Origin of the sequence: Larkinella sp., from assembly GCF_965227735.1 — a bacterium.
GTDB lineage: Bacteria > Bacteroidota > Bacteroidia > Cytophagales > Spirosomataceae > Larkinella.
The window spans coordinates 1,068,989-1,095,707 of record NZ_OZ245776.1; the positions used below are offsets into that span (position 1 = coordinate 1,068,989).

Genomic DNA, 26,719 nt, shown 5'->3' on the forward strand with positions numbered 1-26,719 from the left:
AATGTAAAAGTGCCGAATTCCAGTCATTTTACATGTAGCGTTCATCATTTTACATTTTACATTCTTTTCTTATGCGTGCACTGGTACTAGGGGGCGGTTCGCTCAAGGGGGCTTTTCAGGCGGGGGCCATTCAGGCCATTCTGGAATCCGGTTTTGAGCCCGAAGCGATTTATGGCATATCGGTGGGAAGTCTCAATGCGGTTTTTCTGGTTCACGAAGCCGGCAAACAGTTTGCCGAGCACGGTGCCGTCGATTGGCCCAAAGCCGGTCGGCAACTGATCGAATTCTGGATTCGGAACATCACCCAGCCGAAGGACGTGGCCACGGTTCAGTCAACGCTGGTGATGGGCTACAACACCCTGCTGAGTCGTTTCGATGGTTTGCTGGACACCACGCCCCTTCAAAACCTGATTCGAACCCACATCAAGCTCCCGGTTCTGGTCAACAGCCCGATTAAACTGAAAGTGGGTGCGGTCGACATCATCAAAGGCGACATTATGTATACCAGCAACGACGACGAATCGATTCTGGATTACGTCATCGCCAGCAGTTCCCTGCCGTTTCTGATGCCCGCTGTCTGCGTGGGTGGTGATCGCCAGAAGATGTTTCTGGACGGCGGTTTGCGGGAGGTCGCCCCGCTGCGGGAAGCCATCGACGACGGTGCCAACGAACTGGTGTGCGTTGCCTGCCACGCCAAACGGATTTTTACGGAAAATTTCAATTACCGCAGTTTGCTGAATTTGATCGAGCGGGTGAAAGACATTACGGTCAACCAGATTGTCAACAACGACATTGCGTGGGCCGAACGCTGGATTGAGCGTGAGAAAATGCGGGGCAACGCCATGCACCTGACGCTCGTCCGCCCGAACGAACCGCTGTATTTGAACCTGATGCGGTTTTCGTCCGATGACATCGGGCGGCTGATCGTGCAGGGCTACCGCGATGCCACCATTGCGCTGCGGACGCAGGGGATTGAGCGGAAGGTGTAAGGTTCGCTAACTAAACAGTTGAGTGCCCTAACGGTCTTTTTTCTCATAAAAAACACCCCCGTCGAATCGCTTCGGCGGGGGTGTTTTCTGACTATACACGTCCTAATTAAAGATATACCGGATGCCGATCTGCGCCTGATACACCGCGTTGATGTTCTGAGCAGGCACAAACGAATCTTTCAGCAGAACCGTCCTTTTGTCAATCACCTGCGTGGCCAAGCGGTAGGAAGGCACGCCCGTCGTGGTGTTGATGCTCGCCAAGGCCAGCGGGTTAAACGTCGTTACGGAATTGCCCAAACCCCAGCTATTGTTGATTAGGTTCCCCACGTTCAGAATGTCGGCGCGAAGTTGAATCGTGTTTTTCTTGCCTTTGGCGCCAACCGCTACGTAAAACTCCTGAATCACGGTGAAGTCGAAACGGGTTAACCACGGATACTGACCACCGTTCCGCTCGGCATACTGGCCGCGACGGGTTTTCAGGTAGTCGTTGCCTTCGATGTAGGCATCAAAAGCTGCCTGCTGTTGCTCCGGGGAATACGTAACCGCCGGATAGGCGGGCGTGTTTGCCGTAGCCGCCTGGGCCGGTACGGTCAGCGGAACAAACGTCAGCTCAGAGGCATTTCTCGGCACATACAACAGGTCGTTGGTAGTCTGGCCGTCCAGGTTCACGTCCTGGTTGTAAGTATACGAAATCTTGCTGCCACTGCTGGAAAGCATCCCGAGCGTGAAGGTGGTAGAACCGCCGAATTTGCCACCGTAATTGATCCGGTAATTAGCATAACCCACAATCCGGTGACGTAGATCCTGATCCGAATACGCCGTTGTCAGGTAGTTCTGACCGTAGATTGTCGGCACGTTGGCCTGAACCGTGCTACCGACAAAGGCCAGATCCCGGGCTTCACCATAAGTATAGGCAACCATTCCACCCAGACCGCGGGTGGCCGGTTTTTCCAGTTTCGCCGTGATGATGTATGAGCTTCCTTTGTTGGTATTTCTCAGCACAAACGCATTTCCAATATTAGGGTTATAATACCGGGCAACGTTCACCAGATTGGCTGCGCCCGAACCCGTGTTGGCAACCCCAAACGCCGGGAACAGTTGGCGGTTGTCGGGGCCACTCAGCGTTTTGCCGGCAACGGGTGCTTTCAGGTTGGCGTCAATGTAGCGCAGAGCCTGGATGTTTTTATTGAAAACTACTTCCAGCGATCCGATCAACCCCCAGGGCAACCGTTGGTCGATGGCCACGTTCGTCTTCCAGATTTGCGGGTATTTCAGGTCCTGGTCTTCGGCATTGATCTGATACGGAGCCAGTTTGCTGAGATCAACAGAGGAAGGATCGGGCGGACGAACGGCGGCAGGCAACTTGCTTGGATCCGTTACGAACGGATATGCATTCGTACCGGTCACGGTAATGGCGGCCGTATTTACCCCGTTATTCCCCAACTGATTGGAAATCAATACTTCCGGAATCCGGGAAACAAAAATCCCGCTACCACCCCGGATTTGCGTCATCTTATTTCCTTTAACGTCCCAGTTAAAACCGACGCGGGGCGACAGCAGCAAACGTGGTTTCGGAAAAGCACCGGTGGTAATTTTGTAATCCTGTCCGTTTTCGTTTTTGAACGTCAAACCGGCCACAATCGGGTTGTTAAAATTCTTGGCCGTTTCGTTGTCATACTGGAAGATATCACCCCGCAAGCCGACGGTCAGTTTGAAGTTTGGCGTGGCCTGGAACTCATCCTGAATGTAGGCACTGTAAAGGTTTCTTTTCAGCGTCTGCAACGGTTCGCCACCGCCCGGAATCAGCGAATACCGCAGGTTGTAGCGAGCCACTGTCACCGGCGAGGTTGTGCTGGTGGGATTACTGATCGACGCTAAAGCCGCTGTCTTAAAATCTTCGATCGAGTTGTAGACGTAAACGCCATTCGACGACGGGAAAAACACGTTGTTCGACGTATAATGTTCAAACACCAACCCGGCGGTGAGCGTGTGCTTACCGGCAAAATAGCTGAAGTTGTCGGTGATGTTCATCGTCGAGTAATTCAGCTTGTTGTTCGGCGTAAACGGATCAAAACCGATGGAGGTATACGTGCTTCCGTCCTTCAAAATATCGATGGTCGGAAAAAGAGCGGTTTTATACGTCCGGTCTTCGATCTGTTTGTTGTAGGTCGCCACCAGGTTGTTGGCAAACTTACCGCCGAAGTTGGAGGTTAATTCAGCCGCAATCGACCGGGTGTTGTCGGCAATGATGTAACCGGAGTTTTCCGGCGAAATCGCCAGGTTGCTGTTCGTCCGGTTTCCGTTCCCCGCCGTATTGCTACTGTTACTGTTGCTGATAATCGAGCCCGTTTCGGAGTTGTGGTGTGAATACCGCACCGACAGTTTGTGCTGATCGCTGATGTTATAATCCAGGCGGATCAACCCTTTCCGGCTTTTTACCTCGTTGTTGAAACCGTCATACGCTCCCAGACTACGGCCAAAATTTGTTTGCATGAACTGATCCAGATCTTTCATATCGGCTTCCGTAACCCGCGACACGTTCGTTCCCGACTGCCCCCGGTTTATGCTCCAGGTCAACGCCGGTGTGCTGCTGTCGAACATCTCGCCGTTCACAAAGAAAAACAGCTTGTTCTTGATCAGCGGACCACCCACCCGAAAACCGTACGTTTTCTCGTTAATATTGGGTTTCGGTGTAATTTCTACGCCGTCGGCTTTTTTACCCACCAGGCTGTTATTCCGAAACAGGTGATAAACCGAACCCGAAAATTCGTTCGTTCCGGAACGGGTGACGGCGTTGATCCCAGCGCCCGTAAAACCCGACTGACGAATGTCGAACGGTGCTACGTTCACCTGAATCTGATCGATGGCGTCCAGTGAAACCGCCGTTGTTCCGGTCCGGCCACCGGCCAGTGCCGAGCTACCCAAACCAAAACCGTTGTTAAACACCGAACCGTCGATGGTAAAGTTGTTGAAACGGGGATCCTGACCGGCAAACGACTGGCCGTTTCCGTACGGGTTGTACTTGGAAATATCGGTAATCGACCGGCCAATGGTTGGAATCGTGTTGATGGCGTCCCGTCCGAACGAAGCAGCCGCCCCGGTCCGGTCCGAACTGAAAATATCGCTCCGGCTACCTGACACGACGATTTCGGAAAGCTGGGTACTTTCGTCAGCCATCGCAAAATCAACGTTGGCGGCCGTTCCCAAACTCGCAAAAATATCGGCTTTCGCCTGTTCTTTAAAGCCCACGAAAGTCGAGGTCACCGTATACGGCCCACCCACCCGAACGTTGGGGAATGTGTACCGCCCTTCACCGTTGGTGATGGTTCCGTAGCGCGTACCGGAAGGCGTATGAATCGCCACGATCGTCGCGCCCGGAAGCCCGTCTCCCTTTTGATCTTTTACAAACCCCGCAATGGAAGAAGAAGTCACCTGTGCCTGAACATCTCCGCCAGACAGCACAAAGACCAGCCCGCACAGGAACGCTACCAGGTAGATAGACAGTAATTTTCTGTTCATAAAAATGGTTGATTTGGTTAAATTTGGTTTGAAGTGTATCCGACAACCTGCTACAGTTCTCCACAAAGAAACGATATTTTTTTTTGTGACTCAAGTAGCAGTTCTTAGTAAAGTACCAAAATAACATTTATACAAACAAGCTTTCTACAAAAACTCCATAAATCTGTTTTTATCGTTCAATTTCGCCACATTATTTTTATGTTACCCTTTTGTTAAGCCAGCGTCTATTTTTGCATCTATTTTAGACAATCTTCTACTATTCAGGTATTTACTACATTCTCAGCGCATGATCTTCCGCCCCGAAAGTGCAGCTTTTTAAACCTTTCTATTTATCTTTCAGTAGTATTAAAAAGAAAACCGCACAGCGGTTACAACACGTACGGACATGATTCAACAAACGGAAATATACAAACTGGCTCAATTCAGTCGTGGCGCTGGTTTTGGCGGCAAAATTGACCCAAACGTTCTCCACACCCTCCTGAACGCCCCAACGTCCTCCCTCCCCGACTTCCCCAACCTACTGGTGGGTGCCGATCACCTCGACGATGCCGCCGTTCTGGAAACGGGCCACGGTGAAGCCGTGGTCAGTACTGCCGATTTCTTCGCGCCCTTCATTGACGACGCCTACGATTTCGGTCGGATTGCCTCCGCCAACGCCCTCAACAACATCTACGCCATGGGTGGAGAACCGCTGCTGGCGGTGGCCATTCTGGGCTGGCCATACGATAACATTCCGGCGGAAATTGCCGGTCAAATCCTGGATGGCAGCCTCGCCCTCTGCGCCGAAGCCGGTATTCCGCTGGCGGGCATTCACAGCATCGAAAGCACGGAGCCATTTTTTGGTCTGGCCGTCACCGGCAAGGTGCGTCTGAACCATCTGAAACAAAACAGCACGGCCACGGAAGGCTGTTGCCTCTATCTGACCAAACCGCTTGGCACCGGTATGTTAGCCACCGCAATGCAACGGGAAACCCTGAGCGCCGAACACAGCGAACTGGCGCTGGGCCAGATGTCCAAACTGAATACGTTCGGAAGCTTCCTGGGAAAACTGCCGTACGTCAAGGCACTGACGCACGTTTCAGGCTACGGTTTGCTGGGGCACCTGATTACAATGGCCGAAAACAGCGGACTGAGTGCCGAAATCGATTTTCATAAAGTTCCGGTTTTGCCGATGCTGGACGACTACCGGACACCGGAAAACATTCCGGATGGCACCCACCGGAACTGGAACCTTTTCGGCGAAAAAACCAGCGAACTGACGGAGGAACAACGGTTTTTGCTGGCCGATCCGCAACGCAGTGGCGGTTTGCTGATTGCCGTCGATCCCCGCAGCGCCACGCTGTTCGAACAGGTGGCTTTCGAATACAAACTTCATTTAAAAGCCTTCGGGCAATTGATCGAAAAAAGCGAAAAAGTCGTTTACGTTCGGTAATCATCCATCGTAACTACGGCGGTTCGGCCGTGAAATATCAGGCAATATTCTGTAATTTGGCCCCTGAACCATCCACGGACGAACTTCCTTGGGTACGATTGCTATGAAACTCTACTATCGACAGACCGGCGAAACCGGCACTCCCATCATCATTCTACACGGCGTTTTCGGCTCGTCCGACAACTGGCTGACCATTTCGAAATCCATTGCGGAACACAATCACCGCGTCTTTCTGGTCGACCAGCGCAACCACGGGCGGTCGCCCCGCAGCGAGGTGTTCAATTACGACGTCATGGCCGCCGATTTGCAGGAATTTATCACCGAGCACCAGTTGGAACAACCCGTCGTGATCGGTCATTCGATGGGAGGAAAAGCCGTTATGCAGTTTGCGATGGACTATCCCGGGCACTTCAGCCGGCTGGTGATCGTGGACATTGCGCCCAAATTTTACCCCATTCACCACGCCGAGTTGATCCGGGGATTGAAGGCCATTGACCTCAAAACAATCAAAAGCCGCAACGATGCCGACGACATTCTGAGCCAGTATGAACCCATTCTGCCCGTTCGGCAATTCCTGCTCAAAAACCTGTTTCGCACCGACGACGGACAGTTCGACTGGCGGCTCAACCTGCCCGTCATCGAGCAGGAATTACACGCCATTGGGGGCGAGTTGGCCCACGTCCGGACCGTAACCGAGCCGACGCTTTTTATCCGGGGCGCCAAATCCCGCTACATAAAAGACGAAGACGAGGCCGAGATCAAGCGCATTTTCCCGAACAGCACACTCGAAACCATCGAGGATGCCGGGCATTGGGTGCAGGCCGAAAAACCGGCGGAGTTTGTGGAAATACTGATGCGCTTTTTAGAAAAGTAGTCGCCTAATTCGGTTCTTTGCAAACCGGTCTGCTCAGTGTGGATGCGGTTTGCTTTCTCTTCCATCATGCCCGCTCTGTATCTTATTCCCACCATACTGGCCGAAAATACCGCCGACCAGGTGCTGCCCCCCCAAATCCGTGAGGTGATTAGCCAGACGACGGTGTTTTTTGTCGAAAACGTCCGCACGGCCCGACGGTTTATCAGCGGTCTGAAAACCGGGGTTGTTATTGATGACTTACTATTTTACGAGCTCGACAAAGACACGCCCGAAGCCGAAACCAAACAGCAGTTAGCCCTTCTGAAACAGCAAAACCGGGATGCGGGCGTTCTGTCCGAAGCGGGTTGCCCCGGCGTGGCCGACCCCGGCGCGGTGGCGGTGCGGCTGGCCCACCAAACGGGCTGGCAGGTTCGGCCGCTGGTGGGGCCTTCGTCCATTCTGCTGGCCCTGATGGCGTCGGGCATGAGCGGTCAGTCGTTCGCGTTTCACGGGTATTTATCCATCGAAAAACCGGCCCGGCTTCAGGAAATCAAGCAGTTGGAAATGGACGCCCGCAAACGCCGACAGACGCAGATTTTCATGGAAACACCCTACCGCAACAACCACCTGCTGGCCGACATCCTGACGGCCTGCAACCCCGAAACCCGGCTGTGCATTGCCTGCAATCTGACCGCCAAAGACGAGTTGGTCCGAACGCTGAGCATCCGCGAATGGAAGGCCCAAACCCCGGATCTGCACAAAAAACCCAGCCTGTTTTTACTCCTTTGATGCTGCAAATGGTACAGATTCAGACTTTTACGTTCAATCCGCTACAGGAAAACACCTACGTTTTATACGACGAAACCCGCGAAGCGGTTATCATCGATCCCGGTTGTTACGACCAGTCCGAGAAAGAAGTGTTAACGGCTTTCATTGCGCAAAACGACCTGAAACCAGTTAAACTGCTCAATACCCACGCCCACATCGACCATGTGCTGGGCAATGCGTTCGTCAAGCGGAAATACGGTGTCGAACTGTATCTGCACGAAAGCGACCTGCCGGTTTTGAAATCCAATAAAATTCTGGCTCCTCACTACGGAATCATGGCGTTTGAAGAAACCGAAGTCGATCATTTTCTGATTCCGGGACAAAGCATCACGTTTGGAAATTCGGAACTGGAGATTCGTTTTGTGCCGGGCCACGCGCCGGGGCATGTGGCCTTTGTCGGCCACGCCGACCGCTTCGTCATCGGGGGCGATGTGCTGTTCCGGGGCAGCGTTGGACGAACCGATTTCCCGCTTTCCGACTTCGATACGCTGGTTCGCAGCATCCGGACGCAACTTTACACCCTGCCCGACGACTACACGGTTTACCCCGGTCACATGGGAACCACGACGATCGGCCAGGAAAAACGAACCAATCCGTTTGTCAGGCTGTGAGAGCCGTTGTCGGTTAAACCGTCTTTTCTTGTTCTTGTCGGCATTGTAAGTCTTCTTCTATAACCATCCAATAACTAAGCTTGGTACTATTTTAACATACAGTGGGACTTATTTTCAGGAATTCAGATAATACCCTATATTTGATCAGCAAGGCATCTTCCACCATCCGCAGCAAGGGTATGTCATGAATATACTGAATAAAAACCCGGTTATCCTGGATGAACCTGAACTTTGGACGGAGCTAAAAAAGGGAAACTGTCTGGCTTTTGAGCGGCTGATGGAGCGCTATGGCCGTTTACTTTTCGCGTATGGGCGTAAATATTCCAGTGATCATGAGTTCGTGAAAGACTGCATTCAGGATCTTTTTCTGGACTTGTGGCAGAAACGCGACAGGCTGAACGATACGGTTATGGTGAAAGCATACCTGCTGGCATCTCTCCGCCGTCGTATGCACCGGGCTCTTGAAAACAAACGCTGGCAATCCGGGACTCCACTCGATTGCGTCGACCATTTTTCGGTCGAATTTTCAGTTGAGGAAAGCCTGGTTGAAGGCGAAACATCCCGCAATGTGGTCTACCGGATGAAATCCCTCATCGGGCAATTGCCCAAACGGCAGCAGGAAGTGGTGTACCTCAAGTTTTTTCAGGAACTGGACCGCGACCATATTTCTACGGTCATGAACATGGCCCCGCTCTCGGTCTCGAACCTGCTCCAGGCCGCCATCAAACAATTGAAAGCCCGATGGAAAGCCGAATTCTTTGTCGTTTCGCTGGTTCACCTGCTGGGTTGACCCAAATGCAATCAACCATCCTGGTACCTTCATACAGCAAATACGCTACGAATGCCACAGCAATACGCCCCGAACATCGAAAAATTGATCTGGAATGAGACCTTTCGGAAGTGGGTGTTGCAACCCACGCCGGAGAGCGATGCTTTCTGGTATATCTGGCAAGTCTCCAACCCCGACCGGGTTGCGGATCTGAATCTGGCCCGAACGGTGGTGGCGGCTTTGCAGGTCAACGATGCTTATTTGCCCGAAACCGAACTCCAGCAACTGATTTCGGAAACCATGACGCTCGCCAAAAAGACATCGCCAACCGTCCTGTCGAACCCGGTTTTCCGCTGGTTTCGGTGGCAACCACTGGGATGGACGGCTCTCGCCAGGTTGCTGAAACGTAAACTGAACTGAGATAAGACGGCAGGCTTAGTCCTCCGGGTTGAGGGCCAGTTTTCCATCCGTGCCGAGGTAAATCCGGTAGCGCGATCCCCGGCGAACGGTGTATTTGTTGCTCCGAACCGGGTCGGTTTTCAGCCGGACAAAAAGCTGGGTGCTGTTGGTGGGGTAAATGCTGACGTTGTTGGCCTTGATCGTAAAAGCCGTCCACTGCTTCATGTCCCGGCTGATTTCGAGCATCGCCGGTTTGCCGTAGTCATTCACCAGAATAATGCTTTTCTGGCTGTAACTGATCGTCACTTTGCGGGTCGAGTCCGGAACGGGGGCGTCGATAAAAAACACCTTGATGTAACTCACTTCCAGCGTATCGCCCCTAGCCCGGCTGGAATCCGCCCAAATCCGGCTTCCCACCACCGGAAGGCTGCACCCCAGAAAGACGATGAGCAAAAGCAGCTTCATTCCGATTTGACGGCCAGCCGCAGTTTGCGTTTGAACATAAAATCCCCCGCTCCCGGCGTCGAACCTTTGATGTGCCCATACGTCGGTTTTTGCCGGATCTGCGTTCGGTTGTGAACCTCATTTTTCAGGCTATCGAACAACTCCTCCGATGGCAGATACTCCTCCCCGTTCGTGGCCAGCCGTTTGATGAAATAATCCAGAAAGACGCTGTTGTCGGGCACTTCTTCCAACGAACTGCAACTCATGGCTTTGCGGCTTTTCTGGGTATATTTTTCCTCCCAGGTTTGCAGTTTCTGGTTAGTCATCACCTGATATGATACCACTGTAGCTCCGAAACACGCGTCGACCACCAGCAACAGGTGCTGGGTGCGCATTTCGTTCAGAATCGACACCAGCGCGGCATTCGACAAATAGCTATCCAGATCCTCCTGCTGCGTATCCTGCAAGGCCCAAAAACCGGTATTTTCGTCCGTACTCACGCTGTGTCCCGCAAAGAAAATCAGCAGGTTGTCGTCGCTCAACAGTCGGTAGGAAAGCGCCGTCAGGGTGTCTTTCACCATTTTTTTGGTGGCATTGGGCAGGTTGGTGATCGACGTAAACTCGTATTTCTGCCGCAACACACTGTCCAGCCGGGCCATGTCGCTGCGGGGGCGGTTGAGTTTGATCCGGGCATCGCTGTAATCGTTAACGCCAATCAAAATCGCGTGGTAGCGGGCAGTCGCCAGGGTTGGCCGTTTCACTTTGGCGGGCAGCGGATATTCGTTGTTTCGTTCGGATTTTCGAATAATCGAAAGCTCCAGGTCATATTCCGCCAGGGCCATATTCGGGTTCGAAATATAAACGAAAATGAATTTCAGGCCCGCGTTATCCAGCGACAATTTGTTGCCGGTTTGGTCGGTAAACGCAACGGTTTGGGTGATCGGCACTTTCAGCGTTAACTCCCTGAGGGTGTCGACGTTGGCCGACGAAACGGAGTAAGCCGTGGTCTTCGATCCGCTGGTGGCCCGCTCGTCGATGGTGCAATTTCCGTAACAGTTCCGGATGGAAATAATCAGATTGCGATTCGACTTGATGGGCGTCACCTTCACCTGCAGCGTGTCGCCAATACGGAGTTTAACGTTATCGACATCGATGGGATAAAACCGGTTGAAATGACGCCCGGAACCCGTCACACTGAACGCCATCGCCGGTATCGAATCGTGTTTGAACTGAACCAGCGGCTCCACCACAGACTGCCCGCGCGTTGGCAAACACGCCACCCAAAGGCAAATCCAAACCAGGCCAACGAAGGGTTTCATAGGAATAGACACATTTTTCTGCGAATTAAGGTACGGAATCGGGCATTCGGATACAATGACTTTTGTGTAACTGGGCAATTTAGACCCGATCAAAGCGAAAAGACGTTTACCCGGTTTGCTCCCGGGAAATAGCAAGCCCCCCGGTTTTTTACTCCCGGAACGATTGCCAGATGGCTTCCCAAAACGAGGTTTGCAGCCGGTATTGTTTTTTCACATCGGCCAAAATCGTCTGCCGTTCCGCTTTCGGAATATGCTGATCCAGCCAGTCGGTGATAAAATCCGGGCCGGGCCAAACCAAAACCCGGTGCCCCTGAATGGCAGAATAAAGGGCACCACTTTTTGAAAAGCTGAACTGGTCCACACTGCCCCGCCAGTCGAGAAGCCGCTGCCCGTCGGTGCCCCACCAGAACGATTTACCGTCGCCCTGAAACGTAGCGATGAGGGCTCCGCCCGGTGCAAATTCGGCGTTTTCCACTTCCTTGCTGTGTGTTAGCAAATTGAAGGATTTCGCTTTCACATGCCACAAAAAAGCCTGATTTTCACCCGCCTGTGTAATCAGCGCCTGTTGACCGGAGGGCGACAGGGCAAAAGACCGGATTTCATACCCGGCGGTAAACCGCCCGGATTGCAGCGATTGTGACAGAAAGGACTGCCCCTGCTGATTCCAGCCCGACAGGGTGTCATTGTTGCCTTCGGTTAGCGCATAAACCGACGTTCCATCCGGCGAAATCGTGGCCTGCAGGTGGTTACCCGGCAACGCCAGCAGCCGCCGGTTTTTGCGGCTCCAAATGTGCATCTTGCCCCCCGTCGACCGCAACGACCGGATCACCGCTTCCTGCCCGTTTTCCGACAAATAAATGAGCTGCCCGTTTAGATTCATCGGCAGGCTGTCGATTCGCTCGCCCTCGAAATTCCACAGATAACCTTTCCCGGTTTTCGTGCGTGTCAGAAACGTGCTCCGGTCGGCCGAGGCCGTGACAAACTCACCGGCCAGCGGCTTCATCCGCCGTTGGGTGCGGTTCCACACCACCGCATTCGTGTCCGGGATGTCGAGCAACAGGTGCCGGGCGTCAACGGACACCAACACCCCCACGGTTCCGAACGGAGCCAGCACCGAATCGATCGGTTGACCGGCCCGGTTCCAGAAAACCACCTGATCTTCAACGGTTAACGTCACCAGCGTCTGGTCGTCGGACGACACCGATACGTCCAGCACGATCTCTTCGTGGGGCAACTCCAGCAAGCGGTCGTCCTTCAAATTCCAGAGAAACGCTTTTCCATCTTCCGTTCGGGTCAGAATCGATTGTCCATCGGGTGCAAAGGCCACCGTCGAAACGGCTGCCGAATGCGATAAAAAGCCTTTGGATCGTTTATCCTGATCCCACAATTCGACTTCCGTTCCGGCAACGGTCAGCATCATCTTCCCATCGGGCGCAATTTCAATTGACTGCACAAGCCGGTCGACTTTCAGCGTATCCACCAGTTCTCCGTCCGAATTCCACCAGTAAATGGCCTGCCCGACACCCGCTGCCAGGATATGACCGTCGCGCGAAAGCTTGAGATTGGGAAATTGAAAATCCCCGCCGGGCTGTTGCAGGGGGCGGATCTGCCGGGTTTTCCGATCCCACCGAAACACCCGGCCATCTTCGGTGCCAACGAGCAAAATGCGCCCGTCTTCAATCGTTTCGGCCCAGAAAACCGCACCCGGTAACCGAACCGAATCCAGCAACCGCTTTCCCTGCGGGTCCCAAAGTAAAATCTGGTTGCTCAGTTGCAGGTTGCCCTGCGTAATTTTGGGTTTCGGGAAGCCCAAAATCATCGAACCATCCGGCGAATAGGCCGCCAGTTCCATCGGTGGAAGAGCCGTCAGCACCTCGGCCTTGCTGCCATTCTGCGTCCAGAGCGTCACCGTCCCTTCGCCGTTGACGGTCAAAATCGTCTGGCCATCCTTCGAAAATTCAGCAAAAAAAACCGTAGAATCCGCACCGATCGGTTTGAGCGTTTGATCCCCGAAGTCGGCCAGAAAGACGTTCCCCGGCTCCGTCAGGGCCAGCACACGCCGGTTATCGGGAGCCAGTTCCACCGACAGGTAAATACCGGGAATTTCTAACGCATCGACTTTCAGATCCTTCTGGCTCCGATCCCAGCGGTGAACAAAATTGCTTTCGGTGGTGGTCAGCACATACCGGCCATCCTCCGAGAAATCAGCATCCCGGATCGGCATAGCCTCCAGTTCCAGCTTCGATGTATACAGCCGGTGGTTGTAGAAATGGTTGTAGAGGGATTTCCGGTTCAATTCGTTCGGGTCCTGCTCATACGCGCCAGCCACTGATACCAAAGCCTGTACGGGGTCCATCCCCTCGGCCTGTAATACGATGCGGGTACGGTTGGTTTTGTCCCATTGATTGACCGCAAACCAGACCGACGCCAGCGCCACCGCCAGAAACACCGACACAACGGCAACGGTGCGTTTCAGCCGGGCATTTTTTCGCTGCTGCTCCTCCAGTTCCCGGCGCTGTTCCCGCTTCTGAAAGGCGCGGCTGGCTTCGATATAGGCCCATTTGGCGTCACTTTCGGGCTTTTCCAGGCTGCGATCCAGTTCGTCGTGTACCGCTTTTTCGTAGAGCCGGATTTCGGACAACCGGCGCGAAGAGAGCAGCAAATCCTCGGCCTGGTTTTTCTCCATATATTCGCGATACGCGTCTTTCAGCCGCCGGATGATGTCGTTGATCTGTCGCTGTTCGGCCGAACGCCACTTGTCGATCACCTTGGCCAGACTGTCGTGGGCCAGTTCGTAGGTTCCTTCGTCCGGGCGAACCAGACGCGTGCGTTCCAGCTCGGACAGGATTCGCAGGAGCAGCGGAACGGGTAGGCGCGTGGCTTCTTCGAGCGACGCCAGGCGGTGTTCCCGGCGGGTGCCTTCGTAGGTCACAAAGGTTTCGAGCACCAGACTCACGGCGGGTTGTTCGTCCGGAGCCAGCAAATCGGTGACGGATTTCTTCTGTTCGGCCAGAAAAAGCTCCAGCACATCGTCGATCCGGCCCACCTCCTCCACCAGTGCCGGGGTAATCCAGACCGGCGGCTGCGGATCTTTTTCGTTTTCCATCCGCCAGAGCCGATCCAGATACACCTGAAGATAAGGCAGTTGAAACGAATTGGCCGAACTGCGGTTGTTCTCCAGAATCAGTTTGACCGTCCGGGGTTCTTCCACAAGCCGAACCGCGTCGATCTGGCTGAAGGTGCCGACGATGACCTCTTCCAGATTCCGTTCGCTCATCGGTTCCACCCGCATCCGAAAATCGAACAAACCGGGCAGTTGTTCTTCATAGGTGTACAGAAACGCCAGAAAATCTTCGCGCGTGACCAGAATCACTTTGCAGGCAATCGACGAATGTTCGATCGCTTTCAAAAAACCGGCAAACCACTGCTGTTCTTCCGCCGTGCCGCTGATAAAGAGTTCTTCGAGCTGGTCGAAAACCAGATAAATCGGGCGCAGGGCGTAGCGAATGCATTCCGCCACCAGAGCGACCGGATCGGTCAGGGCGGTTTCTTCCAGCATACCGCTCAGGATCGTCACCAGCGTCTGCCGCAAATCGCCCCTGCGCCGGATGGACACCAGAAAATAGTCGGAAGCCGGAATCGCTTTCGCCAGTCCACACTGCACCAGGCTGGTTTTTCCGGTTCCCGACGGCCCGTAGACCAGCACCAGCCGGGACCGGAAGAGGAGTTCGACCAGCCGTTTCTGCTCCGCATGCCGGCCAAAAAACCGGGATTGGTCGGCGGCTGTGTAGGCGTCAAGAAATTTAAACGGACTGCTTACGGACGGGTGAGCGGGCATGGTTTAGTCAGACAGAGAAAGCAGATCGATGTTGGTATCGGTAGTTGAAAGGTTCGGTTCATTTTCGGCAGTCGCCAGCGGATCGGGTAACGAAAGCAGCGCCAGCACCGTGCTGAACTGTTCGCGCAGGGTCGTAAAATCCTGCTTCTGAAGCAGTTCGGTCTCGCTGGGCTTGAACGACACACTCAACAGCGGATCTTCGGGCCGGGCGATGTGCTTGAACCGCAGCGTTCCGGGTTGGGACGAATGAAAACTATACGGATCGAAAACGTTGCTTTTGATGTAGACATTCTGGTCGATCAGCAAAGGCGAAAGGTTCAGGAAATCAGCCACTTCGGGTTCGCCCGTAGCGGTTTCCCGCCGGACCTTCACCAGCAGCACGGATTGCGACGCCCACGGATTGGTCAGGTTGATCTCCTGAAATGATTTGTCTTCGTACGGATTCTGGGTGGTTCGCAAAACCGCCTTTTCGTGTTTGTATTCTTCCTGGCGGTAAAAAAACCGCACCACCCGAATATTTTTGTAGGATTCAAGCTGGTAGTTGGCCCAGAAACCCAGCCGTTTACACAACTCCACCAGTTGATCTTCGCCCACCTGACAAAGCGACGGAATGCTGGCGACTCCGGCGTTGCCCGCCAGCCGTCGGCGCAAATCGTCGAAAAATAGAAAGCATTCGTAAAACGTCTCCCGTTCATCGAACTGACGGGCGAGTTCCTGCATTTCCGGGACAAAAAGGTTAATTTGACGATCGGTCAGAAACTGGCTCAGCATCCGCAGCGACCGCCCTAGTTCATGCGGTTCCAGATTCGACCAGCCTTCCGTCACCAGCCGCTGCATCAGTGCTGTAGTATCAGCTGTCATCGGTGGCTCTGCTCCTTCTTTCCGATACCGGATCAGCCGGTCGAGCACCTGAGCCAGCATGGTAATGACCAGCAAATCGAGGGCCGATTCGAACAAAGCCGTGTAGTTCAGCAGCCGTTCGCGCGTACTCGGAATCGGCAATTTCTTACCTTCCGGACTAAGTGGGGGCGTGAATAACCGGCGGAGCGGTTCGGCAATCGGATACGGCAACCGACTTAGTATGGCGTCGTTGATCCAGAGAATCTGCGACTCCGGCGACTGCTTGCTGACCTGCATAAACTTGTCCCGCAAGCCCGGTTCGTATTTATTGAGGGCATTGAACAGGGCATTGCGCAGGGCGGTATTCGGCTTGTATTCGACGGCGGTTTGTTCGGCCGCCGTAGGCAGCTCCCAGCGGGCGGCTTCGTCGGACGGGCGGTGAAAATACCAGAGGTTCCGAGTGACTTCCTCTTCCGACAGGTCAATCATCGCGCGGTCAACCACCTGAATGGTCGTCGCTTCGCTCACCTGCAAGGTCAGTTGGGCCCTATCCAGCGCTTCTTCCACCGAATGCTGATTGACCAGCGCGCGGTAGAAAGTGAGGGCAAAAGCAGACGCGGCTTTGTCTTCAATCGGGGTACTGGTGGCAATGATGGCCGCTTTTACATTCTGGGCCACCAGCAGCCGGATGTGCTGGAGCGTGGAGCAGCCGTTGAGGAAAACCAGCCTGAGGTTGGGGCAGCGACCGAGCAACTGGGCAATCCCCGCGCCCCGCGCCACGGTGTCTTCGAGTTGTAAAACCGTGCTGCCTGCATGACCGCTGAAATGAAACAGACTCAGGGTGTTCTGGTAGGTAGCCAGTTTATCGGCCACCGAACTGGTAGTTGCAAACGATTCCCGCACTTTTTGAAAGTGACCTTTGCTACTCCGTAAATCCAGCAGCCGGTCGATGCCGTCGTCTTCATCCCGCAGAGACGGCAACGGATGATCCCGGTCGTTGGCAAAACAAAAAAGCAGGGTATCCATCTCGGTGGTTACAAATGCGTAGCGAGAAGCGATTGGAGCCACCCGCAGCGGCCCGGCCACTACCACGGTCTGAACGAATGATCACGGGTAGTGTAACCGCTTCTATCGATCGGAAGGTAAGTAATAACTGCCTGTATTCAAAATAAGCCCGGAAACGCCCGAAATGTCCGGATTTTTACCGTCTGATAATTTAGTCACCCGATAAAAAGTTTATTCATTCATTTGACGTATCATTGCCTAAGATAATTCGTCTATTTTCCATACAAAATACTATTTATTACACTTTTAAAACCAAGTCTACTGGATAGAAGTGTGAAATTCAAGCGAATCCTTTTGTCTGATAAAATTTGGAATAACTATTGATGTAACCGATATAGATTAAGAATAAACAACAAGTATTTGTCTGGTTATTATTTCAGTATCCGCCCTTTTTTGCGTACCGGGTTCCGCCCTGGGAAAAGTTGTACGAACCAAATGCATCACCATCTTACGAATTTAAACGGAAGTCTATGAATTGGATTCTTTACGGATTAGTACTCTGCCTGTCGTTTCCCGCCCTGGCGCAGCGGAGCATCACGATCTCCGATCTCCACACCGAAAACCTGGCCAATCCCGAAGGCCTCACCGCTTCGTCTCCCCGCCTGAGCTGGATCTTGACCAGCAATCAAAGGAATCTGAAGCAGGACAAATACCAGATTCTGGTTGCGTCGACGCTGGAAAAACTCAACCGGAACGAGGGTGATTTGTGGAATTCCGGGCTGGTAACCAGCGACCGTTCGCAGTGGGTTGCCTACGCGGGCCAGACGCTGACCAGCCGCCAGAACTGTTTCTGGAAGGTTAAAGTCCGGAGCAAAGACGGCGTCGAATCCAACTGGAGTTCTCCGGCGCGTTGGTCGATGGGCCTGCTGCAAACCGCCGACTGGACGGCGCAGTGGATTGGCCTGGAGCAGGCTTTTGAGTGGGATGCGCCCAAAGCCGTCAACACCCGGCTGTCGGCCCGCTATTTCCGAAAACAGGCGACGCTTTCCAAACCCATCAAACAGGCCACGGCCTACATTAGTGGCCTGGGGCTGTACGAACTTTCACTGAACGGCCGAAAGGTGGGCGATGCCGTGCTGGCACCGGGGCCAACGGAATACGACAAACGGGTTTTGTATAACACCCTGGACGTCACGACCTATCTGCAATCGGGCGACAATGCGTTCGGGGTGACGCTCGGCAACGGCCGCTTTTTTGCCATGCGGGTCGGACTACCCAAGGTGCCAGCTACCACCCACTATGGTTATCCAAAACTGCGGCTGCAGATTGAGGTGACCTATACCGACGGAACGACCGAAAAAATTGTAAGTGATAACACCTGGAAAGTGACCGCCGATGGCCCCATCCGGGCCAACAACGAATTTGACGGCGAAGAATATGACGCCACCCGTGAACTAACCGGCTGGGATCAAACGGGTTATAATGCTAGCAACTGGCTCACGGCGGCCACCGTCAACGCTCCGGCCAGCCGACTCGAATCGCAAATCAATCCACCCATTCGTGTGATTCAAACCCTGACGCCGGTTTCGGTTCAGCAGCCCGAACCGGGAAAATACGTTTTTGACCTGGGTCAAAATATGGTGGGCTGGGCCCGGCTTAAGGTGCAGGGCGCCCGCGGAACGCAGGTAACGCTGCGGTTTGCCGAAAACATCAAAAGCGATGGCACCCTGATGGTCGACAACCTGCGGTCGGCCGAAGCGAAGGACATGTATACCCTGAAAGGCGGGGAAGAAGAAATCTGGGAGCCCCGGTTTACGTACCACGGTTTTCGCTACATCGAAGTGAGCGGCTACCCCGGCACGCCAACGGCGCAATCACTGGAGGGCCGGGTGGTGCACGACGACCTGCCCCAGACGGGAACGCTGACCACCTCGAACGACCTGCTGAACCGGATTTACAGCAATGCCCTCTGGTCGGTTCGGGGCAATTACCGGGGTATTCCAACCGACTGCCCGCAGCGTGACGAACGGCAGGGCTGGCTCGGCGACCGGACGACGGTTTCGACCGGCGAAAGTTTCATGTACGGCAACCAGAGTCTGTATGCCAAGTGGCTGGACGACATCGAGAGTGCGCAGAAATCGGACGGCGGTATTCCGGACATTGTGCCAAGCTACTGGAAATACGCAACGCCCAGCGTGACCTGGCCTTCGGCTTATGTTCTGGTAGCCAAGATGTTGTATGAGCAATTCGGCGACGACGAACCGATTCGGAAGCACTATGCCTCCATGAAACGCTGGGTGACTTACCTCGAAAAATACAGCACCGACTACATTCAGCAGGCGGATGAATATGGCGACTGGGCCTTGCCGCCGGAGTCGATGTATCTGACCAAAACGGAAGATCCCACCCGCAGAACGGACGGAACGCTGATGAATACTGCCTATTATTTTTACGTATTGAAACAGATGGAGCAGTTTGCAGAGATAACCGGCAACGAAGCCGACCGTGCGGCTTTCAGCAGCCGCGCGGCCCTGGTTCGGACGGCTTTCAACCAGAAATTTCTGAATCCCCTTACGAATCAATACGACAACAATACCGTGACGGCCAACCTCGTGGCGCTGGCCTGCGGGCTGGTTCCCGACGAACGGCGGTCGGCGGTTTTCAACCAGATTACGGCGGTCATCGAAGGGCGATTCAACGGACACATCAGCACCGGCGTCGTCGGAACCCAATGGCTGATGCGAACCCTGACGGCCAACGGACGCCCGGATCTGGCGATGCGGCTGGCGACGAATACCGGTTATCCAAGCTGGGGGTATATGGTGCAGAACGGTGCCACAACGACTTGGGAATTGTGGAACGGCAACAAGGCCCCGGCCTTCATGAATTCGGGCAACCACGTTATGCTGCTGGGCGATTTACCCATCTGGCTATACGAGAACCTGGCGGGTATCAAATCCGGAGAAGCCGGTTTCAAATCCATCGTGATGCGCCCCGTTCCATCGGGCGATCTAAATCGGGTCAATTCGACATTCGCTTCCGCTTACGGCACCATTGCCAGTGAATGGACGGTTACGAATCAGCAATTCCGCTGGAAAATAACCGTACCCGGCAACACCACGGCCCTGGTTTCGATTCCCGCCGACAATCTGGCTTCGGTTCGCGAAGGCAACCAGCCGGCCGAAACCGCAACGGGGGTTACGTTCCTGCGCATGGAAGACGGTCGCGCCCTGTTTCAGGTGGGCTCCGGCTCGTACGATTTCCTGTCGGCCCCCGGCAATTATGAAAACCGGCCACCCGTGGCACCCGGTTTTAGCCCGCCTTCCGGCATCGTCAGCAAATCATACACGTACACGGTTCCGGCGTTTACGGATCCTGAAGGCGGAACCGTGACCCACGCCCTCAGCGGCACCATTGCCGGCCTGAGTTTCAACCCCGCAACACGGCTGTTGAGTGGAACGCCCACCAAAGCCGGCACCTATCCCCTGGTCGTTGAAGCGACCGACACGGAAGGAGCTTCTACCACGGCCACCCTGTCGATCGTCATTCATAACAACCTGAATGTCTACGACGGTTATCTGGATAAAGTTCGCTGCGACAGCATCACGGGCTGGGCCTGGAATCGGGACCGGCCCAATTATGCCGTAACGATCGAATTTCTGGAAGGGCCGACGGTAGAAACCGCCAGTCTCATAGGGACGGTCGTAGCTGATTTTTTCCGGCAGGATCTGAAAAATGCGGGAAAAGGCAATGGCGCCCACGGGTACCGGTTCAAGGTTCCGGAGAGTTTGAAAGATAACCAGACACACACGATCTGGGGCCGGGCCGAGGGTATCTATACCCTGAAATGGTCGCCCAAAACCCTGACGTGCGAAGGCACAGAGACACCCCCGCCCGCGAACATACCGCCGGTTGCGCCGGTGATTGCCTCGCTGGAACTAACCAACGGGCAATCGTTCTCGACCACGCTGGCTCCTTTCACCGACGCCGATAGTGACCCGCTGACCTACAGCCTGACGGGTTCGGTGCCGGGTCTGGGATTCAATGCTTCCACCCGCGTGTTGAGCGGCACGCCCACGACCTCCGGAACGTTCAGTCTGACGTATTCGGCCAACGACGGAACCGCATCGACTTCGGTGGTTGTCAGTGCTTCTGTCGCCAGCCCTCCCGTGGTCAACACACCGCCGGTTGCGCCAGTGATTGCTTCGCTGACTGCGATGGTCGGGCAGTCGTTCTCGACCACGCTGGCTCCTTTTTCTGACGCTGACCCGCTGACCTACAGCCTGACGGGTTCGGTGCCGGGGCTGGGATTCAGTTCCAGCACCCGCGTGTTGAGCGGTACGCCAACCACCAGCGGAACGTTCAGTCTAACGTATGCCGCCAATGACGGAACCGTATCGGTCACCACCCCCGTCAACGTGGTTGTCGCTAGTCCGCCAGTCGTGAATCAGCCGCCGGTAGCCCCATCCCCTATTTCGGTTTCGGCTACGATTGGGCAACTGTATACCACCACGCTGGCCCCGTTTACAGACCCCGAAAACGGCGCATTGACGTACAGTTTGTCGGGAACCGTACCGGGTTTGGGATTCAATGCTTCCACCCGCGTTTTGAGCGGTACGCCCACCTCGGCCGGGACGTTTAGCCTGACCTATACCGCAACGGACGCCCAAAACCTGGACGAACAAGTCGGTGTCACAGTCACGGTTTCGAACACGGCGACCGCTCCGGCATTGAGCCTGGCGGGCTACGACGGGTATCTGTCGACGGTCAACTGCGATATTTTTTCGGGGTGGGTATGGCACCGGGACCGACCGAATCTGCCGCTTACGGTTGAATTTCTGGACGGTGCGACGCTCGAAACCGCCCGGCTTGTGGATACAATTATAGCAGACGTGTTTCGGCAGGATTTGAAAACCGCCGGAAAAGGAAACGGCAATCACGGGTATGTCTTCATGGTTCCCCAGAGTCTGAAAGACAATCAGGCCCACAAAATCTGGGCGCGGGTGGAAGGCTCAACCTACGTGTTGCGGCTGTCGCCCAAGTCGTTGACCTGTGAAAGCACCACCACGCCCCCACCCCCAACCAACCAGCCCCCCGTCGCACCGTCCATCGCGACGCTGGCGGCCACGGTGGGGCAAGGATTTACGACCACGCTGGCTCCCTTTACCGACGCCGACAACAACCCGCTGACCTACAGTGTTGCAGGAACGATTCCCGGCCTTACGTTCAATGCCTCGACCCGCATCCTGAACGGAACGCCAACGCAGGCGGGTTCTTTCAGTCTGACGTATTCGGCTAATGACGGAACCGTAACCGTTCCAATGACGGTTCGCATGACGGTTAACAATGCAACGCCTGCCAACCGTGCTCCGGTTGCGCCTTCGATTGCCTCCCTGACGGCCACGATTGGGCAGGCTTTCACGACAACGCTGGCGGCCTTCTCCGATCCCGAAAACGGGTCGTTGTCCTACGCCGTGACGGGCTTGCCGGCCTGGCTGGGTTTCAATCCCGGTACCCGCGTCCTGAGTGGTACGCCCAACGCCACCGGCACCCATTCGCTAACCTACTCGGCGACGGATAACAAAAATGCCAAAACCAATCTTACCGTGACTTTAACCGTTAATCCGGTTCCGGTTACCGGCAACTTCGAAGGATATCTGGATGTGGTCAACTGCTCGACGTTCTCCGGCTGGATCTGGAACCGGGACCGGCCCAACGCTGTCGTTACGATCGATTTTCTGGAAGGCAGCTCCCTCGCAACGGCACAGGTTGCCGGAACGGTTTCGGCCGATATTTTTCGGCAGGATTTAAAAAATGCCGGGAAGGGAAACGGCATACACGGCTACGCGTTTACCGTACCGCAGAACCTGAAAAACAACCAGACCCGCACCATCTGGGGTCGGGTTCAGGGCGGCAGTTACGTTCTGGTCTGGTCGCCCAAAACCATCACCTGCGCCCCCGGCCAACGGATTGGAGCGGGGGCCGACAGCGAATCGCTTTCGGGCTTGTCTCTGACACCCAACCCCACAACCGGCCTAGTAACGGCCCGCTTCCAGTTGGCCGAAAATGAAAAAGCCCGGCTGATTGTCACGGACTTATATGGCCGAACGCTGCACCAGCAGGAGGTGCTGGGAACCGGGCGGCCGCAGGAAGAAACCGTCGACCTCAGTCAAAACGCAGTCGGTATGCATTTTATTCACCTCAAAACCGATCAGAAAACGTCGGGTGGGCGGGTGCTTTTACACCGGTAAAGCCCTGGAGCCGGCCTGTCCAATCGACACGCCGGTTCCGGGTTCCGCATCGTCATCGTCGGGTTCGAGCGTATCGGTTTCGTCTTCCTGGGGCGAATCGGCAGGGTTCATCAGCTCGGGTTTCATTTCCAGACCAATGGCGTCCCGGTGGATTTCTTCGTCGGTTTTCGGCAGTGCAGCATCCTGATTGTTCATAAAGTCATCTTGTCGTGATTGTTCAGGAAGTAACCCTACCCCGCCCGAAATGTTTGCACGTCTTTCCCTAGCCACGAATTTCCCATCCTCCAACACCCGTTTTGAAACGAATCGTTGTGTAAAAACCGTGCTTCCTAAAACCTCAGCGCGTCGGCGTTCGTTATATAAGCATGAAGTTATTTTTGCGCGTCCTCCGTTGGACTTTAATCATCATCATTATTGTATGTGCCGGCTTACTTACCGCAGCCCATTGGGTCGAATCGCGGGACAGTGACGAAGAACTGGCCGAAACTTTTCGCAATAACCCCGTTCAGACCGTGGTGCATCGGTATAAAATCAAAGACCGAACCATCCGCTATCTGGAAACAGACGAGGCTGGTCAGGATACCCTGCCCGTTGTTCTTTTTGTGCATGGGGCACCGAGTTCGCTGTCTTTTTTTAAGAAATTTTTCAAAGATACGACCCTGCTTAACCGCGCCCACCTGGTAGCGGTCGACCGGCCGGGCTACGGATATTCCGATTTTGGCCGCGTCGAAACGTCGATTGTCAAACAGGCACAACTGCTTCAGCCGCTGATTGACCGGTACCGGAAAGCGTCGTTTCTGATGCTGGTCGGATCGTCTTACGGCGGTTCGGTGGCCGCACGGCTGGCAATGAACAACCCTGATTTAGTCGATCAGGTCGTATTTGTATCCTCCGCGCTGGGGCCGGGGCTGGAACGCACCTACCCCATCAGCCATTTCATCGACAAACCGCCTTTGCGCTGGCTCATTCCCCCGCTCCTGCTGCTCGCCAACGACGAAAAACTGGCCCACCGCAAAGCGCTGACCGAAATTCTGCCCGACTGGTCGAAAATCAAAGCCGGGGTGACGTTTCTGCACGGCCAGCGCGACGACCTGGTGTATCCGACGAACGTCTCGTTTGGGCGTTCGCACCTCGTCAATGCGCCCTCCAAGGAATTTCTGTTGCCCGAAAACCGCCACGACATCGTGTTTAACAAGCGGGAATATATGACGGAGATTATTGTCAACATTCTGACGACCTACGCCCATTCGATCCAACCGGAAAAAAGTCATCCGAGAGAATACATGACGGCCAACCCCTGAGATGAAGAACTATCAACTCCGCCGGTTATCGGATCAACCCATTCTGACGGCCGCCGATGTCAAACCGTCGCATCCGCAGTTTCGGGTGATGGGAGCTTTCAATCCGGCGGCCTGTCGGTTTGGCGATGAAATCCTGCTGCTGTTGCGCGTGGCCGAAGCCGTAGACCCCAAACCGGGTTTCATTCAGGTGCCGGTGGTTCAGCAACAGGCGGGGCTTTTTCAACTGGTTGTCAAAACCTTTCCCGAACCGGCGGGCGATTACGACCCGCGCGTCGTTCAAATCGGCGATCAGGCTTATCTGACCTCGTTGAGTCATTTGCGACTGGCCCGGAGTAAAGACGGTATTCGGTTTACGGTGGATGAGAAACCGTTCATTTTCCCGGAACGGGCCGACGAATCGTTCGGCGTGGAAGACGCCCGGATTACGTTTCTGGACGGCCAGTACTGGATTACCTACACGGCGGTTTCGGAAAACGGCCCCGGCGTGGGATTGATTATCACGAAAGACTTCGTAACCTTCGAACGGAAAGGCATGATTATCCCGCCCCCGAATAAGGACGCCTGTCTGTTTCCACAACAGATCAACGGTTTTTATTATATGCTGCACCGGCCGATGGTTTCGGACATCGGAAAACCGTCGGTCTGGCTGGCGCGGTCGCCGGATGGCGTGCATTGGGGCGACCACCGGTTTTTGTTCGGAGCCGCCGGAACGCCCTGGGAACACCTCAAAATCGGCGCCGGTCCCGAACCCCTGCTCACCGACGAAGGCTGGCTGCTTTGCTACCACGGTGCCAGCGTCGACCACGCCTATTCCCTCTCCCTGGCTCTCCTCGACCGCAACGACCCCAGCCGCATTCTTGACCGCTCAACGAAACCGTTGATGGTTCCCGAACTGGAATGGGAGAAAATCGGTTTTTTCCCGAATGTCGTGTTCACCAACGGCTGGGTCCGAATGCCCGACGGCCGAATTCTGGTGTATTACGGCGCGGCCGATTTTTGCGTGGGCGTGGCGGAACTGGTCACAGATTAACGGGTTGGCACCGGTTGCCCGCCCACTACGGACGAGCCTTTTGCCGCTTCAGCCGCCTGTTTTTTCACGACATACTGGTTGATGAAATACATCATCACAATTGTCACCACCATCGTTGCCGCCACGATGTAACCCAGCACATCGTACCGCCCCAGCGAACCATCCTTGCCCTGCACCACAATCAGCCCGGCAATCAGGGAAGCAATACCGCCCGAAATTTGCTGCACCGATGAGTTGATGCCCATGTAGGCCCCGCGATCCTGCGGGTCGGGAATGCCCGAAACCAGGGCCGAGGACGAAACCATCCGGGCCGAAATCCCGGCAAACAGCAGCACATTGATGACCATGATCTGCCAGAGGGGCGTTATGCCCAGGTTGCAATAGACGATAACGACCACCATTCCCCAGAGCGACGCGTACGTAAACAGGGGAAACTTGCCGATTTTGTCACTAAGCCGTCCCGCAAACGGGCCGATGATCATGGCCGAAATGCCGGTGACCATGTAGATCAGCGGCAGGTCGGTTTGCGGAATGCCCAGGTTATGAATGGCGAACGCACTGCCAAATGGCATCAACATGAAACCGCCGGTGGCCAGCAGCGCGGTGCTGGCAAAACCGCGCAGGTAACTCGAACGGGAAACCGTATGCCGCAAATGCTGGAACGGATTCCGCTCCGATTTGAGTTTCAGGTGGGCCGTGATCGGTTTCATGTAAACGACAATCGCCAGCCCGGCCAGCACACTAACGCCCACGATCAGCAGGAAAGGCGAATGCCAGCCCAGCGTATTGGCCAGATACAAGCCCACCGGAATGCCCAGCACCTGACTGGCGGCAAACGCCGATTGCACGACGCCCATCACCCGGCCCCGCATCTGAAAGGAAAACAGATCGGTGATGATCGCAAACCCAATGGAACCAATGACGCCCCCGAAAATCCCGGTGACGATGCGGGCCATGAGCAGAAAATGATAATCCGGAGCAATTCCACACAGGAGCGTGCCCAGTACGAACCCGGTGTAAAAGAACAGCAGCAGTTTTTTCCGGTCGTAACGGTCGGCAAACCCGGCGGTCAGCAAACCGGCAATCCCGGCACTGAAGGCATAGGCCGACACCACCCAACCGAACTGGGCCGTCGTAATGTTCAATTCCATCATCAGTTGGGCGCCCAGGGGCGAGAGCACCATAAAATCCAGAATCACCGTAAACTGGATGAAGGCCAGCATCGCAATGATGGCTTTTTCGTAGGTCGTAAAAGGCGTTGTTGGTTGGGCGGTAGTCATATCGTTTGATT

General features: G+C 54.8%; 17 protein-coding genes. 10 read left to right on the top strand and 7 right to left on the bottom strand.

Features of this window, described 5'->3' with window-relative positions:
• Nucleotides 1-71: 71 nt before the first annotated feature.
• Entirely contained in the window at nucleotides 72-989 is a 918-nt protein-coding gene (locus ACO064_RS04220) for a patatin-like phospholipase family protein (RefSeq protein ID WP_421826156.1), read from the top strand.
• Nucleotides 990-1,091: 102 nt separating this feature from the next.
• Here the strand turns inward: ACO064_RS04220 and ACO064_RS04225 are convergent, their stop codons facing one another.
• Nucleotides 1,092-4,508 carry a TonB-dependent receptor gene (locus ACO064_RS04225; protein ID WP_421826157.1) on the bottom strand — a complete coding sequence of 1,139 codons (3,417 nt, stop codon included), beginning with the start codon at nucleotides 4,506-4,508 and terminating at the stop codon, nucleotides 1,092-1,094.
• A 385-nt stretch (nucleotides 4,509-4,893) separates the two neighbouring features.
• Here ACO064_RS04225 and selD point away from each other — a divergent pair, with 385 nt between their 5' ends.
• The 6 genes from selD (at nucleotide 4,894) to ACO064_RS04255 (ending at nucleotide 9,421) form a co-directional block, all read left to right on the top strand.
• Nucleotides 4,894-5,940 (top strand): selenide, water dikinase SelD, encoded by a 1,047-nt coding sequence (gene selD, locus ACO064_RS04230; protein ID WP_421826158.1) that lies wholly within the window; start codon nucleotides 4,894-4,896, stop codon nucleotides 5,938-5,940.
• 103 nt (nucleotides 5,941-6,043) lie between these two features.
• Nucleotides 6,044-6,814, top strand: coding sequence for an alpha/beta fold hydrolase (locus tag ACO064_RS04235; RefSeq protein ID WP_421826159.1), 771 nt, complete (start codon nucleotides 6,044-6,046; stop codon nucleotides 6,812-6,814).
• Between the two features lie 66 nt (nucleotides 6,815-6,880).
• On the top strand, nucleotides 6,881-7,582 hold the full coding sequence (locus ACO064_RS04240; protein WP_421826160.1) for an SAM-dependent methyltransferase: 702 nt from the start codon (nucleotides 6,881-6,883) through the stop codon (nucleotides 7,580-7,582).
• An 8-nt stretch (nucleotides 7,583-7,590) separates the two neighbouring features.
• A complete protein-coding gene (locus tag ACO064_RS04245) occupies nucleotides 7,591-8,232 on the top strand; it encodes an MBL fold metallo-hydrolase (protein ID WP_421826161.1) in 642 nt (213 codons plus the stop codon).
• Nucleotides 8,233-8,416: 184 nt separating this feature from the next.
• On the top strand, nucleotides 8,417-9,022 hold the full coding sequence (locus ACO064_RS04250; RefSeq protein ID WP_421826162.1) for an RNA polymerase sigma factor: 606 nt from the start codon (nucleotides 8,417-8,419) through the stop codon (nucleotides 9,020-9,022).
• A 51-nt stretch (nucleotides 9,023-9,073) separates the two neighbouring features.
• Nucleotides 9,074-9,421 carry a hypothetical protein gene (locus ACO064_RS04255; RefSeq protein ID WP_421826163.1) on the top strand — a complete coding sequence of 116 codons (348 nt, stop codon included), beginning with the start codon at nucleotides 9,074-9,076 and terminating at the stop codon, nucleotides 9,419-9,421.
• A gap of 15 nt (nucleotides 9,422-9,436) precedes the next feature.
• Here ACO064_RS04255 and ACO064_RS04260 read toward each other — a convergent pair whose 3' ends face one another.
• The 4 genes from ACO064_RS04260 to ACO064_RS04275 form a co-directional block, all read right to left on the bottom strand.
• Nucleotides 9,437-9,865: a hypothetical protein gene (locus tag ACO064_RS04260; protein ID WP_421826164.1), complete on the bottom strand. Its 429-nt coding sequence runs from the start codon at nucleotides 9,863-9,865 to the stop codon at nucleotides 9,437-9,439.
• Nucleotides 9,862-11,163, bottom strand: coding sequence for a caspase family protein (locus ACO064_RS04265; RefSeq protein ID WP_421826165.1), 1,302 nt, complete (start codon nucleotides 11,161-11,163; stop codon nucleotides 9,862-9,864). Before ACO064_RS04265 ends, ACO064_RS04260 begins: the two co-directional genes overlap by 4 nt.
• 148 nt (nucleotides 11,164-11,311) lie before the next feature.
• Nucleotides 11,312-15,001 carry a hypothetical protein gene (locus tag ACO064_RS04270; RefSeq protein ID WP_421826166.1) on the bottom strand — a complete coding sequence of 1,230 codons (3,690 nt, stop codon included), beginning with the start codon at nucleotides 14,999-15,001 and terminating at the stop codon, nucleotides 11,312-11,314.
• A gap of 3 nt (nucleotides 15,002-15,004) precedes the next feature.
• Nucleotides 15,005-16,867 carry a CHAT domain-containing protein gene (locus ACO064_RS04275; RefSeq protein ID WP_421826167.1) on the bottom strand — a complete coding sequence of 621 codons (1,863 nt, stop codon included), beginning with the start codon at nucleotides 16,865-16,867 and terminating at the stop codon, nucleotides 15,005-15,007.
• Nucleotides 16,868-17,376: 509 nt separating this feature from the next.
• On the opposite strand from ACO064_RS04275, the gene ACO064_RS04280 reads away from it, so the two are divergent.
• Entirely contained in the window at nucleotides 17,377-23,097 is a 5,721-nt protein-coding gene (locus ACO064_RS04280) for a family 78 glycoside hydrolase catalytic domain (protein WP_421826168.1), read from the top strand.
• On the opposite strand, the gene ACO064_RS04285 is transcribed toward ACO064_RS04280, so the two are convergent.
• Complete coding sequence (locus ACO064_RS04285) at nucleotides 23,086-23,292, bottom strand: hypothetical protein (RefSeq protein ID WP_421826169.1); 207 nt, start codon at nucleotides 23,290-23,292, stop codon at nucleotides 23,086-23,088. The genes ACO064_RS04280 and ACO064_RS04285 overlap by 12 nt on opposite strands.
• Before the next feature lie 170 nt (nucleotides 23,293-23,462).
• Between ACO064_RS04285 and ACO064_RS04290 the strand changes: the two genes are divergently transcribed.
• Together ACO064_RS04290 and ACO064_RS04295 are read left to right on the top strand one after the other, a co-directional pair.
• A complete protein-coding gene (locus ACO064_RS04290; RefSeq protein WP_421826170.1) occupies nucleotides 23,463-24,398 on the top strand; it encodes an alpha/beta fold hydrolase in 936 nt (311 codons plus the stop codon).
• Between the two features lies 1 nt (nucleotide 24,399).
• Nucleotides 24,400-25,428, top strand: a complete 1,029-nt coding sequence (locus ACO064_RS04295; RefSeq protein WP_421826171.1) for a glycoside hydrolase family 130 protein — start codon at nucleotides 24,400-24,402, stop codon at nucleotides 25,426-25,428.
• Here the strand turns inward: ACO064_RS04295 and ACO064_RS04300 are convergent.
• Complete coding sequence (locus tag ACO064_RS04300; protein ID WP_421826172.1) at nucleotides 25,425-26,708, bottom strand: MFS transporter; 1,284 nt, start codon at nucleotides 26,706-26,708, stop codon at nucleotides 25,425-25,427. The genes ACO064_RS04295 and ACO064_RS04300 overlap by 4 nt on opposite strands.
• Nucleotides 26,709-26,719: the final 11 nt, after the last annotated feature.